Below are 16,322 nucleotides of genomic sequence, written 5' to 3' on the forward strand. Positions count from 1 at the left end.
GTTTTAAGTTCAGGGTACATTAGGCGTATACCTGGCATGCTTGTTTATTAAACCCGCCCACTCGCCTAAAATTTTTTGTGCACTGTTGCTTTCACAAATATTTTGTGCTGCTCCCCCTATCCGTTCCCTGAGGCCATTATCGTTGTGTAGACAAACCATCGCGTCCGCCAACTCAACAATCGACTCCTTAGCTACTAAAATACCGTTATCGCCATCTCTGATAATCTCCGCAGGCCCAAAGTCACAGTTTACCGCTATACAAGGACAACTTAAACTCATTGCCTCGACCAATGCATTAGGATAGCCTTCATTGCGGGAAGGCAACACAAACATTTCGGCCTGGCTATAATAATCCTGTAGGTTAGTTTTTGATCCGGGAAGCAATACTTTTTCCTGTAGTCCGAGGCGATGGATCTGGCAAAGAAGATTTGATCTTTCTTCGCCTTCGCCTATTATTAATAAATCAGTATCGTCAAGATTGGCGAGGCCGAACGCGGCAATCAGCATGTCAAAACCTTTAACAAAGGCTAATCGTCCAACGCCCAATATAAATTTCCGAACGTGTACCTTACTCGTAGCTATCCTATCAAAGGTTGTTACTGCGTTCATTATCCTGTTTATATTATCCAGATGTTTAAAAGCTGTTATCCCTAACAGGCAGTCTCCTACACCCTTTGCGCTAACAACCACGGATGCCGATTTGCGATATATTAATGCGGCAAGCTTCTTATGCAGATAACCAAACTGATTTACACTCCGGTTTGGCGATGTTCGTTCGGATACGATATACGGGGTATTGGTAAAATAGCAGGTTATGCCCGCCCATATATTGGCCGATGTTATAAACGATATAGCACAAACAGGTTTTTCGGCTCTCAACAATTTAATCAGCACATAAAAGGTTTTTAAAAAATAGTACAACCGGTATCCCAGGCTATGCCGTCTTCGGCTTAATATTTGAACTACTTTTACATCTTTGTCAATAGCATAAGCTGGAACATCCTGATTTAGCGAAACGATTATTGATTTAAAATTTAGCTTATTAAAATGGTTTGCTAATGATATTAATACTCTTTCGGCTCCGCCGCCCATCAGGGTAGGAATAATAAAAAACAAGCGGGGTTTTACTTGTAAATCGGGTTTTATTTTCATGAAGGTTTGTTTTTCCCGGATGAATTAAAGCAAGTATTTAACAGTGTTGTAGGCCCTTTTTATTTGCAGATTACTCAGTTCAAAAAACAAATACCTTTTAATATACAAACCAAGTAGTTTTCTTCTCAGTAACGTTGGATAGGAAAAATTCCTTATAATTAAATCAAAGTCGCTTATCATCCTTTTCATCCTTGTATTAGCGTTTATCATGCTCCAAATTCCGCCTTGGTGGTTACGGTAACAACTCATTACTTCGGGCATTACATATACTTTTTTACCCGTATGAAAGGTGGCATAAAGTTTAAAAATCTTATCGCCGGCATAACAATTAAAAAACAACTTACTTAAAAATAAGCTATGTACTATTGGCAGGTTACGGTAAAGTACCGTTGCTGTTTTTGTTTCATCTTGTTTGCCGGCAAGCAAATCATAATAGGTATGCGTTAGTGGCACCGGCTTAGGGTGTGCATATATTGTTTGGTTATCGGCAGTAATAACACGGGTATAATGGCAACACATAATATAGCCAGGATTAGATTTTAAAAAATCTACCTGTTTTTGCAACTTATAGTTATCTGTCCAATAATCGTCGCCCTCGCAAAGTGCTATATATGTACCTTTACACGCTTCAACACACCTAATAAAATTACGGTGAAAACCTATGTTTTCAGGAGATGTAAGCACCTTGATCTTCCCCGGGTATTTAACCGAAAACTGATTGATAATGAGCAATGTATTATCAGTAGAACAATCGTCGCCAATAATTATTTCGAATTTGAAATTTGTTTGCTGCATCACGAAATTATCGATAGCCTGCGCAATAAATTTTTCGTGATTATACGTAATACAGCAAATACTAACTGTAATTTCAGTTCCATTCATATTTTGCCGTTTTTTACATTTAATTCCCATTCAATTTTATCCGTTACCAGCTTACCAAAGCGATCTGGCCTCGGTTGGCTTCCCTCGGTAAAATTTTGAGTTCGTAGTAACAAACGGCAAATCAGATCCAAATCTGACAATCCTAAAGTATGATATAAAGGAAGACACAAAATGCGGGACGCTATACTGTCGCAAATAGGCATTTCCGAACTGTTTACATACGGTAAACTTGATAAAGAAGGAAAAAAATACCTACGACTGTATATTTGCGCCAATTCAAGTTTGGCCTTGCTCTCCAACATTAGCTCCTCCGAACTAAACAAAACCGGGAAATACGCGTAATTATAATCGTCGGCATTTTCAACTTTTTGAAATTGAACATCCAGGTTAGTTAACCGCAGCATATATTGCTCGGTTAAATACCTTCTTTTTTTCAATATCTCATCGGCATAGCGTAAATTACAAAGGCCCATAGCTGCATGAAATTCGCAGTTTTTTGCATTGATGCCTTGTTCTGAAAAGCAATCAACTCCAGAAAAACCGAAATTGCGCATCAACGCCAATTTTCTTAGAATTTCCGGATCCTGGGTAAATACTGCGCCCCCTTCTATGGTATGAAATAACTTTGTTGAATGAAAACTGGTTGTGCTGATATCGCCATATTCGAATACCGACCGGTTTTTATACAAGGTACCAAAGCAATGTGCTGCATCGTAAATAACTTTTAAACCATACCTGTCGGCAATGTCCTGTATAGCCGCAATATCGCAAGGGTTACCAAAAACATGCGTAGCCAATATTGCTGTTGTTTTTGAGGTAATTGCAGCTTCAATTTTAGCGGGATCGATATTATAGGTTTCCGGATCAATATCAACAAAAACGGGAGTGCATTCTTGCCAAACAATTGCGCTTGTTGTTGCCACAAAAGAAAATGGCGTGGTAATAATCTCGCCATGTAATGACAATGCTTTAATTGCAAGCTGTAACGCAATTGTACCGTTTGCAACATATAACAAATGATTAACACCCAGGTATTCTTTAAGCTTCAGTTCAAGCGTATTTACCAACGGACCATTATTTGTGAGCCACTGGCGTTCCCAAATACTTTTCACATAATCGCAAAATTCTGTTTCTGTAGGCAGAAACGGCTTGGTTACAGGTATCATTTTTTAAGAATTAATTGGTTAAAATCTTTAATCGCCGAAAGTTTCACTAATAAGCCTGCACCAAAATAAACACCAAAATAAATTATGAAAACAATGCCAATTTGCATAATTGCGGGGGTATAAAGGCTGGTTAGTAACATATCGAGAAAGTAACAAGTAAAACCTAACGTACCGGCTATAGCCAAAATGGGAAAAATATCCTCAATTTGTTCCCTTACCGGGTAGGCTATTAGCCTGCCACTATAAACTGAATTGATGTAATAAGCAATAAGGTTAAAAAATAGCTGAAAATACAACAGACCGTATATCCCAAAGGGGATGAAAAGCAAAATTCCGGCAACGCTTAATATTTTTTTTAGCACCTCCAACTTAAAAAACAGAGCGCTTTTACCCAATACTTTTAAAATATTCAGATTATATACATGAAGTGGGTACATAATACCGCAAAGACATAATATCTTAAAAAAAGGCACAGCGGGTAACCACTTATCTGTTAATAAAATATGAAAAAGCGGCTTAGCAATTAAACTCAGAAATATTAGCGCCGGTGCATTCCAAAACACAACCTGTTGCATTAGCTTTTTATAAACATCTTTTAAACGCACCGGATCATGGGCTATTTGTGCAAACATTGGGTAAGCAACCTTATTAACCGCGGTAGAAATATTACTTATAGGCAGCTGACTAATAGTATCTGCACGCCAATAAAAACCAAGCAGGCTTGCAGAAAAATATTTGCCAATAATTATTAAGTAAAGATTTTGATAAACAGTATCCAACAAACCAGATAAAGTCATTTTATAACCAAACGAGAAATGTTTTTTGAAACACTCCTTGTCAAACAATAAAGCCGGCCGCCACGGCGAATAGATCCAATGCATAGCTGTTGATAAAAAAGATGTACATAGTCCCATCCAAACCAGGCTCCATACCCCATAACCTAACCTTGCAAGCAGGATGCCCAAAAGCCCTCCCCCAATGGCTGCCGGAATCTGAATGTTTGTTTGCAGTTTAAACTTCATATCTTTTACCAGTAAAGTACTTTGAACACCAAAAAAGGCATTGATAATTAAAATAAGTCCGTATACACGTACAATGGCTGTTAAAAGTGGCTGTTTATAAAAATCGGCAATGAAAGGGGCAGCAAAAAATAATACACCATATAAAAAACAACTGCCCAACAGGTTAAAATAGAAAATTGTCGAAAAATCGCGCTCATCTGCATCCGGGGTGCGTATCAGCGAAGCTGTTAAACCACTATCTAACAGCGAATTACCAATTGCTATAAAAATTGCCAACATGGCTATCAGGCCAAACTGAGCGGGGTCAAGCATACGGGCCAGAAATAAGGAGATCAGGAACCCAACAATTTTTGAACTCACCTGCTGCCATAAGGACCATAGAATGCCCGATACGGTTTTTTCTTTATAATTCATCTGAGTGATATTACAGGCGTGCGTTTACCAGGCCATCCGGTAAAAAAGCTTTCAGATCATACAGCACAGTGTGAGGTTTACAAAGGCTGGCTAAATTGAGGTCTTTAAACTCATTATGAGCAACCGCGAGTAAAATACCGTCGTATTTTCTTTCTTTCGATTCGCCGTTTTCGCAGGTTATGCCGTAAATCCGGTTTGCCTGCTCGGCATTAGCCCAAGGGTCATGAACATGCACCTTTATCTTATATTCTTCTAACCGTTTAACAATATCTATTACCCGGGTGTTTCTTACATCGGGGCAGTTTTCTTTAAAAGTAAAGCCAAGTACCAGCACTTCGGCATCTATCAGCGATGTTCCTTTGCGCGTTATTTGCTTTATAAACTGATCGGCAACGTAAGCGCCCATTGAATCGTTTATGCGGCGTCCGGCTAAAATAATCTCAGGGTGATACCCAGCTTCCTGGGCCTTTTGAGCAAGGTAATATGGATCGACCCCAATACAATGCCCGCCAACCAAACCCGGTCTGAAATTTAAAAAATTCCATTTTGTACCAGCAGCTTCCAATACCTTATTTGTGTCAATCCCAAGTTTATTAAAAATCATGGCAAGCTCATTTACGAAAGCTATGTTGATGTCGCGCTGGGCATTTTCAATTACCTTTGCGGCCTCGGCCACTTTTATCGAATCGGCCTTAAAGGTACCAGCTGTAATAACGGAGTTGTAAAGTTTATCTACGATGTCTGCAGTTTCGGCCGTTGAGCCCGAAGTGATCTTCCGGATATTTGCTACCGTGTGATACTTATCTCCCGGATTAATTCGCTCGGGGGAGTAGCCTGCAAAAAAATCGACATTATAACGTAATCCAGATACTTTCTCTAATATGGGCATGCATTCGTCTTCGGTAACACCCGGATAAACCGTCGACTCATAAATCACAATATCACCTTTTTTAAGTACTTTCCCAATCAACATGCTGGCGTTTATTAAAGGTGTCAGATCGGGGCGATTGTTCTTATCAACGGGTGTTGGCACTGTTACAATGTATCTTGTACATGGTCGTAATTTTTCGATATCGTCTGTAAAAAACAACCCTGTTTGTGTTGTACACACCGGCGTTATCACTGCATTCAATTCATCTTCGCTAATTTCTAAAGTATGATCGATACCGGTTTTCAGCTGGTTAATTCTGGCTAAATTTATATCGAAACCAAATACTTTATACTTTTTTGCGAACTCAACGGCCAGGGGCAAGCCCACATACCCAAGACCTATAATTCCAATTTTTGGTTGGTACTGTTCAATTTTCATGGTTTTGATTTGAATTTTGTATAGTTAAATTTTGCATAAGAACACGCGTTACCAAAGCACAGTTAATACTGTCAAACACCATTAAAACGTGCTTGCCTTTAATTTCAACCACTTTGCCTGTTTGATTGGTAAGCACACCGGCCTTTATTTTCACAACATCGCCTATCGCTAATCCTTCCAGGCTTATCATCTCTAAGTCTTTGTAATTGTCAAGGTTGTACTTTATTTGGTCGATAATATTATCTCTCACCACAGCTGGTCTGCCCATATAATACACATAGCCCATTACGCCTAAAACGTACAGTACTTTGGCCTGTTCAAAAAGATCAACCCTTACAAACACGTACGAACTAAACAAGGGCAGGCTTACCTCTTTTTTCCTATCAGCCCATTGGTTAACAACTTCCCTGACAGGGCAATATGATTCGACGCCTTGCTGCTTTAACAATTTGTCAACCTTTTTTTCCCAGCGGGGCCTGGTATAAATTACAAGCCATTTTTTTTCGCGCAAATTTGATATCGACACTTTCGAGGTATTTAATGAAGATTGCATGTTGGTATTTATTTGTAAAAGGCAGTATTTAAGGATTGGCTACGGCTTCGCCATCTCACTTACATGATGCGGCTATTTGTTTTTTGATATGTGCGTTTAAGCAAAGGGCTTAAAGCAAGCAAACTGAAAATGCAGCCCTATTTAGCTTGGGGTTGCTTTTGAAAAACACTGTTCCTGGCTGGCTCACTACTTTATATAGCTTCGCCAATCCACTTACAGGGCCTATTTTTTAAATTATGCTACAAAAGATTATTAGCGGACAGATTATTACGTAAAGAATAATTACTATACGCCGTACGGAACGTAACCATAGCCCCCGTACGCATAGGCATCACGATTTTGCTTTTTTGCATCGTTTAAGACAACCATAATATTTTTCAATTTCCCGTTATCATAAATATCCTTCAGTATGTCTAATTGTTGGGTGCTGGTATAGTTATAACGCACCAGGTAAATACTTAAGTCGGCAAAGCTGGCCAGACTTAGCGCATCTGAAACTGCGCCCACCGGCGAAGTATCAACAATTATATAATCAAATTGGGCTTTGCACCAGTCGAACAACTGCTCAACCCGTGCGTCCATCAATAACTCCGATGGCCTTTCAGAAAGTGTACCACAACCCAAAACAAACAGGTTATCCGATTCACCAACGGGCTGAATGTATTCATACAAAGAGTCTATATCACCTTCTATATAATCGGCCACCCCCTTTGTTTGCGCCAGGTTCAGGCTTTTCAGGAGATCTGGCCTTCGCAAATCAAATTCAATGATGAGTACTCGTTTACTTAATAAAGCGAGCGTAATTCCAAGGTTAACGCTGAAGAACGTTTTGCCCTCGCCCTTCATGGTAGATGTAACCAATATTGTTTTTTGCGGCAGGCCCTGGTTTAAAATACCTATATTACTACGGATGTATCTGAACAATTCAGAAATGACGGTTGTACGCCCTTTATGTACAGCAATTGCGCCCGCAAGTTCTTGATTATGGCTTAGTTCGCCAAGTACCCTAACTCCTGGTATTTCTAATAAATTGGCTGTAGTTGTAACTTTTGCATTAAATTTTTGCCTGAAAAAAATTGAAAACCCGGGAATTAACAAGCCAATTACTCCGCCAAGCAAATATGTTAATTGCTCCTTTGGAAATTCAGGAACAGGATCATACGCCGGTCTGTCGACAATTTGTGATGAGGGAATAGTTGCCGAAAGAGATAAGGCCGTTTCCTCGCGCTTTTGCAATAAATATTGATAGAGGTTTGTTTTTACGCCTTGCTCGCGACTGCGCTGCAATAACCCTCTTTCAATGGCGGGTACCGACTGGATCCGCGAATCATATTGGGCCGAATTTTGCTTAAGAAGCGTATGTCCTATCATAAACCCTTTTTTAATATTTGTTAAATTCTCCTTTATGTTGGTACGCAAACTTGCAATCTGGCGGCTCAAATCCTGTACCAACGGATTGCTGAGGTTGGCGGTGTTTAACATCCGGTTCCTTTCCAACTGAAGGTCGTTGAATCTGCTTACAAGTGAATTTAAAACCGGGTCTTTCAATCCCATAGTGCTTGGAACCGCGTTAAATTGATTACCGGATTGGTTTAGATAAAATTCCATCGATTTTACAATGCCAAGTTGAACATTTGATTCTTCAAGTAACTGGTTATATTCTGCCGACTTTGTAAGATTGACCTGATTACCGGCATTAATTTCAGATGCTCCGCTTTGTTGTTTATAGGTTTCGATGTCTTTTTCGGCAGCTGACAGATCATCCTCCATTGTCTTGAGCCGTTTATCGATAAATAAAATGGTATTAAGTGCTGTTATATTCTTTTTCTTAACAGTTTCATCATTATAAGTACTAATAATATTGTTAAGTATTGCCACCCCGCGCTCTGGCACGGCATCATTAATGCTCAACAATAGCGTGTTAGACTCTTTAATTACCGGGTTTACCTGCAGTAATCCGGCACTGTACAAGGCAGCCAGGGTTTTTAAATTATTAAACCTGATGGTAACCTGTTTATCTGTAGTAGCAAAACCAGGCCCTTTTTCAACTTTGAATGCACAATCCTTATGATTCACAACTTGTCCGTAACGATATAACCAACTCTTCTTTTCGACGGTTAATAAAAACTTATCTCCGGAATAATTTTGAAGGTGAAGTTTTTTCAAATACGCCCCATTACTCAATTTAACTACCGTTACAATAAAAGGGCGGTCATCACCATAATATTCTTTGGTTTTAAAAGCAGCTTCATCAAAATAAGAAACTTCAAGATTCAGTCGTTCAAAAACATTATAAATCAAATCTTTTGAGCGCAAAACTTCAATTTCATTATCTACTGTTTTTGCTTCCTGAAACATATTCAAATCACTAAACGCTGTTGCCTTGAGTATGCCGTCTCCTTTTTTATCGTCGGGAATAAGTAACGTACTTGTTATTTTATACCTGGGTGTAACATAATGAAGATACCCCCAGGCAACCAGCAAACAAACAAACAGGCCTGCCAGAAAAGCGTACCAATTTTTTAAGTATGGCATTGCTTTAGTCTTGAAGTCACCTCCTGGCAAGGTTTGTTTTGGTTTAGCGTTAATGTCCATGTCGGCTTTTTTTAACATTATGAAAAGGGGTATCAATTATCTTTTTAAAAGTACAGCTGCTAATACTGCTACAGCAGATATAGAAGCGATTATCAGGGGCATCAGGCGTGTATTTTGACTATACTCAACTGCTTTTGACCGGTCGGGCTCTATATAAACTATATCATTTTGCTTCAGGTTGAAATAGGGCGATTTCATCGACTCGAGTTTGTTCAGGTTCAACCTTGTCATGGTTTTATTTCCGTCTTCATTTCTGATGATCAAAACGTTTTCGCGCCTTCCATAAACGGTCATGTCGCCGGCAAGGCCCAGTGCTTCAAGTACATTTACCTGTTCGTCGTTAATAATGAAGGTTGCTGGTTTGTTAACTTCGCCGATAACTGTAATTTTGAAATTACTCAACCTTAAGTCCACAACCGGCGATTTCACATGTTGCATTAACTGCGTCGCTATTGCTGTTTGGGCATCTTCAACGCTAAGGCCCCCAATTTTAATCTCACCAATCAACGGAAGTTGAATATTGCCATTTTTATCTACTTTGTAGCCTTCAGAGCCTGGCCTTGGGTTTGTTCCCATATTTTTATTACCATAAAACAGGTTATTCGATTCGGGGCTTAGGCTGTTAAGCGTAATATTTACAACATCACCCCTTTTTATCAACACCTGTTGATCCTGCGATTTGTTTACTGTAGCAGTCTCGGCCATATTACTAAAGTAAACCAGATCGCGGCGGGCTGCACAGCCAGATAACATCATCAATGACACAATACAGCTAATTATCATTATTCTTATCATCTTTTAGTTTATCAAAAGGCTTATGATTTGTTCCTGTTTGATAAACTAAAATTACCCGATTGAGGTTCAACAACATAGCATTTTTAATGATTGAAAATAAATTGTAAACCTGGCCGGTTTAGTTTACAAAACATGTAAAACAAAAGTCGTGGTCATGTGCAGGCCGTGTAAACCCGTTGTAAAAAATTATCATTTTTGAGCTATTTATTACCGCTGCGCTATATAGTTTCAGATGCTAACCGCTGCTGATTTTATAATAATTCGTCTTTTTTTTACCAGTTTGTTAAATAACCGATCGCTAAAAACGCTGTCGTTATCAAATTTGCGTTTTAAGGCGTATGAAGAGTATTGTTCGCAGTAACAGTATCACATAAAAAAAGCAGGCTTACACCTGCTATGTTTATCTTAGTATATTGGGTTGTGAACCTATGCTATCGTCTTAAAATAGCATTGATATCAGCTCATCATAATCTTACTCTACTGTAACTGATTTGGCAAGGTTACGTGGCTGGTCAACATTACAGCCCCTGAGCACGGCGGTATGGTATGCCAGCAGTTGCAAGGGTATAGTTGCCAATAGTGGCAAAAACGCTTCATCTGCGCCAGGTATCTCTATACAATAATCTGCCATGTTTTTCACCGTCACATCGCCCTGGGTAACAATAGCTATTACAATCCCTTTTCGGGCTTTAACCTCCTGGATATTACTTATAACCTTGTCATATGATGAGTTTTGAGTAGCGATGAATACCACTGGCATAGCTTCGTCAATCAACGCTATAGGGCCATGTTTCATTTCTGCCGCCGGGTATCCTTCGGCGTGGATATAGGAGATCTCCTTGAGCTTTAATGCTCCCTCTAACGCCACCGGGAAGCCGCTGCCACGACCAAGGAACAAGCAATTGGAGGCGTCTTTAATTTTCAACGCAATATTTTTTATCAAATCATTATCCTGAAGAAGCGTTTGAATTTTGTCGGGAATTGTTTCAAGTTCAGATAACAAATAAATAAGTTTTGACGACGAGATAGTACCTTTTTGTTGAGCTATATACAAAGCCAATATTGTAAGTACGGTAACTTGCGCCGTAAAAGCTTTTGTTGAGGCTACTCCAATTTCGGGGCCCGCGTGCGTATAAACTCCGGCGTGGGTAATTCGGGGTATAGAAGCGCCAACAACATTGCAGATACCTAAAATTGTGGCACCTTTTTCTTTCGCAATTTCTATCGCGGCCATCGTATCTGCAGTTTCACCGGATTGAGAGATTGCCAATACAACGTCCCTTTCAGTTATTATCGGGTTTCGGTATCTAAATTCCGAAGCATATTCTACCTCAACAGAAACACGCCCATATTCTTCAATCAGGTACTCCCCCGCCAAACCTGCATGCCAGGAAGTACCGCATGCAACAATAATTATCCGGTCAATATTTTTCAGCTTATCAGCGTATTCTTTTAGCCCTCCTAACTCCACTCTGCCAATTTTCGGAAATATACGTCCCCTCATACAATCTGTTACAGAGCGTGGCTGCTCAAATATTTCCTTTAACATAAAATGTTCAAAGCCCCCTTTTTCAAGAGACTCCAACTTCATTTCAAGCTCTTGTATCAATGGTGTCTGGACAACATTATCAAGTTGCTTAACCAATAGTTCGTCACGCTTTATGAGCGCTATTTCATTATCTTTTAAATAGATAACGTTTTTTGTATATGCAATAATCGGTGTTGCGTCCGACGCGATAAAATATTCGCCTTTGCCAACCCCAATAACCAGGGGGCTACCCTTTCGCGCGGCAACTAATTGCCCGGGATTTTCCCGGTCCAAAATCACAATGGCATAAGCACCTATTACGGTATTCAAAGCCAAACGAACAGCCTCCATCAGATCAGTTTGTTCAATATTTTGAATTTCTTCAATCAGGTGAATCAGCACCTCGGTATCCGTTTCACTTTTAAAATGATGTCCGCGGTTAATCAGCTCTTCTTTCAGCGTGGCATAATTTTCGATGATACCATTATGAATAATGTGCAACCTGTTATCATTCGACGTGTGGGGATGAGAGTTAACATCAGACGGCGCACCATGGGTAGCCCAGCGGGTGTGGCCAATGGCTACGTGTCCGCTTTTATCTTCAGCTTCAGTAAAAGCTTCAAGCGACGACACTTTGCCAATCTTTTTATAAATACTAAAACCTACCTGATTTATAATGGCAATACCGGTGCTATCATACCCACGATATTCCAATCTTTTAAGGCCATTTATTACAATTGGCCAGGCATCACGAAATCCTATATAAGCTACTATTCCACACATAATTTTGAGTTTTATTTTAATACTCTTAAGTAATTATTTACAAACTCAAATTTATTTAATTGTATAACAGCATATTACAAAACAAAAGAATTGAACACCGATTGTAAATTATATGAAAAATTACACAAAAGGTGTAAAATACCTTATCGTTAAAATTTACATTACCTATGTAGTTTGTGTTAATTAGAAAGCCATGGCAACTACCGGATTTAATAGATAAGCAGTGCCAATACCGATGACGACAGCATAAAACTTTGTCATAACTATTTAAGCGTCAACCTAACTAATACCCTTTTACACAAATGGAAATAATTTTACCATTTGTGTGAAAGGGTTGACTATCCTTTACAATTTATTTTCAAATAAACACGCGGATAAAAAATTGAAAATCTATTGAATACATTTGTTAAATCAAAACCCAAAATGAGCGCGTGTTTGTTGTTCAGATGCAAAAACGATTATAACAAACATATACCGCTCAGTTTCTTAATAATGGTTTGTTTATAATATCCGGCTCATGTAACCGGCATTGCGAATGCTATTGCCAGCATTAATTTATCAATGATGTTTATTGTAAAAGAACCTTACTCCCACTATTATAATTCTGTCCTGATACAATTTTAAAACAAAAACAACACGTACCTGGGCCTATTTCAATACCGATTAAAAAATACAAAAATGATTAAAGAGAATTTCATGCTAAGTGTCGCCTGCACAACTTACAATCAGGATAAATTTATTACTCAAACAATTGAAAGCTTTTTAATGCAGCAGACAAATTTCCCGTTTGAGATTGTAGTGGGCAATGATTGCTCTACTGATAACACCGCGGCCATATTGCAATCGTTTAAAAAAAAATATCCCGGCAAAATAAAGGTAGTTACTGCAATTAAAAATGTTGGTGCTCATCAAAACATGATTGATACGCTGGATGCTTGTACCGGAAAATACATTGCCCTTTGTGATGGTGATGACTACTGGACAAACCCACTGAAACTACAAAAACAAGTGGATTTTTTAGAGCAAAACCCCGAATATATTATTTGCTGCCATTACACGCGCGTAATTGACACCGACGGAAATACTTTATACGTTGCGCCAAAACCGGTACCACTAATACACACCTATCATGATTTACTCACAGGCAAGCAGGTTGAAACAAAAACTGCAACTGTGGTTTACCGTAACTTAAAAAAAATTAACCAGTTGTTTCATCAACCCTGGTATTTTAGTTGTTTTGCAGCCGACAAATTCTTTAAAATATTTTCAACTTCTGTTACAGGCGGTAAAATATATGTAATGCCCGAGGTAATGAGTTGCTACCGTAATCATGTTGGCGGTATTTGGAGCATGATTAAAACAGAGGCAAGGATGGAAATGGTAATCAGCGATTTTAACCTGATTATAAAACATTTTAGCTATAATGGCATTCAACGGGCAAAGTTGTTGTTGTTGTATATTAACAGGTATCTGTTATTTGAATTGAAGAGACACCGTTTTCAAAAAATATACAATACGGTAAAATTCCTGATTTAATCTGCAAATACACCATTGACCTAATAGGAATGGTAAATCCCAATTACCAAAAGCCTATACACCTTATCCGTACTGCTTCACAGAGTTAAGTACAATTAATGCCACAGGCCCGGCTTTAAGCATTACCCGGGGCCTGTTGCCTCAATAACTACAAGTCAACTTAATTTAACCATTTTCAATCAAGCCTATATTGGCCCGGGTACCAGAGGGTTGCTAAATCACAAAAAATATACTAAAGGTGAAGAATCCCCTTCTCGACACCCTACATTTCAGGGCAAACGCATCTAATTGGGTTAACATAACTTAACACATTTCAAATAAAACATTTACAAGTATTTAATAATCAATGTTTTATATTTTATCATGGTTAACACTAAGCCGATTGCGCAATTTAAGCGCCTCCAAATATTTGTGCCTGGTGTTGGCCAATACAAGTCACTTGAGTAACTCCATCATTTAACCAGGATCAGGCAATAAAACAAGGTATCCCTTTATGCTCATATCTTCCCCACGCCATAAGCTTATTCCGTGGGCTATTATTAAATAACAGCTTATCGCCGTTAACTATTTAGTTGAGTTTACCTGCACTACATTTCTATTAATTCTTTTTTTCTAACTAAAATCATTATGGGTTACAAACAATTTACCATCCGGGATAAAGATGGCTGGGATGCCTATATACATCGTGCATATACTCACGATGTTTTCCATAGCTGGCACTACCACTCTTTAAACAAAGAAGGCGAGCAACTTCTTTTTGTTTATGAACAGGGCCATCTTTTTATTGCTCTCCCGGTAATAAAAAGGAAGATAGAAAATTCTCTTTTTTTTGATATGACCTCTGTTTATGGTTATGGCGGGCCGGTGTCAAATGTCGATTTGCGCACCGTACCGGCGAGCATAATCCCGGCTTTCAAGCAGGCTTTTACTGATTTTATGAGACGTGAGAATGCGATTTGCATATTCACCCGACTTCATCCTTTCCTGAATCAGGATTACGTACTTGACAGCATTGGCGGCTTAAAAAGCAATGGTACAACCTTATACATCGATCTGTCGATATCCATTGAGGATCAGAGAAATAAATACGAAAAAAGACTTTCCCGGCAAATAAGAAAAATGCGCGAAAAAGGCTATATCATAAAAGATAATAACAGCCCCGACGATGTGAAATATTTTATAGATATGTACTATAAAAATATGGATCGGGTAAATGCCTCGCCAAATTATTACTTCGACGAAAAATACTTTTCTGACATTATTAACATGGAAGGCTATGAAAACAAGCTTATCCTGATATATGACGGCACAGAACTCATTTGCGGCGCGGTTTTATTGCTTTCAGAAAACATCATCAGAAATCATCTTTCAGCCACGTCGCCCGATTATTTAAAAGAATCGCCAAGTAAATTACTTACCGACGAGATAAGTATGATTGGGCGCAGGCTTGGCAAAAAAATCTTTCACCTGGGTGGCGGAGTAGGCGGAAAAGAAGATTCGTTATTTGAATTCAAAAGGTATTTTTCGGATTTACAAATAACCGACCGGATATGGTGTTATGTTAACGACCATGAAGCATATAACGCCCTTGTAGCAAAAAATTCGTCGGAAGCCGGTTCAGGGTCGGCATATTTTCCGTTGTATCGCCGCCCGGCTCCTAAAGCAGAGACAGTAGTCCCAATTATCAATACAACCATTATTTAATTCCTCGATAAAATAAATATTATGAAAAATAAATTTAATTATTCTGAAGCCGATCTGGCAACTTTTGACACCATTATGGCTGACTGCGGCTGGATTGTTTACGAAGACGCGTTGGATGTGGATTTTGTTGATGAGATTGCCAATTCGTTAGTTAATGCTTATGATGAGCGAAGAAAAATCCAGGTAAAAAATGGTATTGCGGCAGTCATGAACGGCACATTACATCATCTTGTTGAAAAAGATGCATTCTCCCTAAAATTTCTGGATCAAAAATATTGTGACAGCCAAATAAGGCATTTTTTAGACGGCAACTATATCCTCAATTCCCTGGGCGCAGTAATTAATTTAAAAGGCGACAACCCCTATGTTCAAAACATTCATCGGGATATTCGAAGTTATACCGGCAATTTTAAGCTAATGATTCAGATGATGGTTATCCTGGATGATTTTACCCTCGAAAACGGAGCAACTCATTTTCTTTCGGGCTCGCACCATTCTAAAGAAAAACCCGAAGCCGACTTTTTTTACAAAAACTCTGACCGTGCGATTGTAAAAAAAGGAAGTATTATTTTATTTGACTCCAACCTGTGGCACGCCAGCGGAAAAAACCATACCAATGGACAAAGGCGTACGCTTACCATGGCTTTTACGCGGCCATTTTTTAAACAGCAATTGGATTACCCCCGGGCATTAGGCTACACATTTGGTGAAGGATTAAATGAAAGTTTGCGACAGGTTTTAGGTTATAACGCACGAACACCAGAAAACCTGGATGAATATTATCAACCTGTAGAAAAAAGAATGTACCAACCAGGTCAGGGTTAATTGATAGTTTTCTTATAAGTAACCCAGCTTCAAAACCAATATAATCGGAAGGGCGTTT

The 16,322-nt window shown here is 38.9% G+C and carries 12 protein-coding genes; 3 read left to right on the forward strand and 9 right to left on the reverse strand.

Going from position 1 to position 16,322, the window contains the following annotated elements:
• Nucleotides 1–9: 9 nt before the first annotated feature.
• From PQ469_RS17470 to glmS, 9 genes are all read right to left on the reverse strand, one after another.
• Nucleotides 10–1,152, reverse strand: coding sequence for a glycosyltransferase (locus PQ469_RS17470; protein WP_274208819.1), 1,143 nt, complete (start codon nucleotides 1,150–1,152; stop codon nucleotides 10–12).
• A 24-nt stretch (nucleotides 1,153–1,176) separates the two neighbouring features.
• A complete protein-coding gene (locus PQ469_RS17475) occupies nucleotides 1,177–2,034 on the reverse strand; it encodes a glycosyltransferase family 2 protein (RefSeq protein WP_274208820.1) in 858 nt (285 codons plus the stop codon).
• The gene (locus PQ469_RS17480) at nucleotides 2,031–3,200 is read right to left on the reverse strand and encodes a DegT/DnrJ/EryC1/StrS family aminotransferase (RefSeq protein WP_274208822.1); all 1,170 of its coding nucleotides are present in this window, start codon (nucleotides 3,198–3,200) and stop codon (nucleotides 2,031–2,033) included. Before PQ469_RS17480 ends, PQ469_RS17475 begins: the two co-directional genes overlap by 4 nt.
• The gene (locus PQ469_RS17485; RefSeq protein ID WP_090652507.1) at nucleotides 3,197–4,636 is read right to left on the reverse strand and encodes a lipopolysaccharide biosynthesis protein; all 1,440 of its coding nucleotides are present in this window, start codon (nucleotides 4,634–4,636) and stop codon (nucleotides 3,197–3,199) included. The genes PQ469_RS17480 and PQ469_RS17485 overlap by 4 nt, the downstream gene beginning before the upstream one ends.
• Before the next feature lie 10 nt (nucleotides 4,637–4,646).
• A complete protein-coding gene (locus tag PQ469_RS17490; protein WP_274208823.1) occupies nucleotides 4,647–5,945 on the reverse strand; it encodes a nucleotide sugar dehydrogenase in 1,299 nt (432 codons plus the stop codon).
• The gene (locus PQ469_RS17495; RefSeq protein WP_090652509.1) at nucleotides 5,935–6,498 is read right to left on the reverse strand and encodes a UpxY family transcription antiterminator; all 564 of its coding nucleotides are present in this window, start codon (nucleotides 6,496–6,498) and stop codon (nucleotides 5,935–5,937) included. The genes PQ469_RS17490 and PQ469_RS17495 overlap by 11 nt, the downstream gene beginning before the upstream one ends.
• A 285-nt stretch (nucleotides 6,499–6,783) precedes the next feature.
• Nucleotides 6,784–9,111, reverse strand: a complete 2,328-nt coding sequence (locus tag PQ469_RS17500; protein ID WP_274208824.1) for a GumC family protein — start codon at nucleotides 9,109–9,111, stop codon at nucleotides 6,784–6,786.
• A gap of 18 nt (nucleotides 9,112–9,129) precedes the next feature.
• Nucleotides 9,130–9,876 carry a polysaccharide biosynthesis/export family protein gene (locus PQ469_RS17505; protein WP_255369918.1) on the reverse strand — a complete coding sequence of 249 codons (747 nt, stop codon included), beginning with the start codon at nucleotides 9,874–9,876 and terminating at the stop codon, nucleotides 9,130–9,132.
• A 484-nt stretch (nucleotides 9,877–10,360) separates the two neighbouring features.
• Entirely contained in the window at nucleotides 10,361–12,199 is a 1,839-nt protein-coding gene (gene glmS, locus PQ469_RS17510; RefSeq protein ID WP_274208826.1) for a glutamine--fructose-6-phosphate transaminase (isomerizing), read from the reverse strand.
• 678 nt (nucleotides 12,200–12,877) lie between these two features.
• On the opposite strand from glmS, the gene PQ469_RS17515 reads away from it, so the two are divergent.
• The 3 genes from PQ469_RS17515 to PQ469_RS17525 all read left to right on the forward strand — a co-directional run bounded on the left by PQ469_RS17515 (nucleotide 12,878) and on the right by PQ469_RS17525 (nucleotide 16,264).
• The gene (locus PQ469_RS17515; protein WP_090652513.1) at nucleotides 12,878–13,735 is read left to right on the forward strand and encodes a glycosyltransferase family 2 protein; all 858 of its coding nucleotides are present in this window, start codon (nucleotides 12,878–12,880) and stop codon (nucleotides 13,733–13,735) included.
• 627 nt (nucleotides 13,736–14,362) lie between these two features.
• Complete coding sequence (locus tag PQ469_RS17520; RefSeq protein WP_274208827.1) at nucleotides 14,363–15,439, forward strand: GNAT family N-acetyltransferase; 1,077 nt, start codon at nucleotides 14,363–14,365, stop codon at nucleotides 15,437–15,439.
• Nucleotides 15,440–15,460: 21 nt separating this feature from the next.
• Nucleotides 15,461–16,264 carry a phytanoyl-CoA dioxygenase family protein gene (locus PQ469_RS17525; RefSeq protein ID WP_274208828.1) on the forward strand — a complete coding sequence of 268 codons (804 nt, stop codon included), beginning with the start codon at nucleotides 15,461–15,463 and terminating at the stop codon, nucleotides 16,262–16,264.
• Nucleotides 16,265–16,322 lie beyond the last annotated feature (58 nt).

Origin of the sequence: Mucilaginibacter sp. KACC 22773 (genome assembly GCF_028736215.1) — a bacterium.
Taxonomy (GTDB): Bacteria; Bacteroidota; Bacteroidia; order Sphingobacteriales; family Sphingobacteriaceae; genus Mucilaginibacter.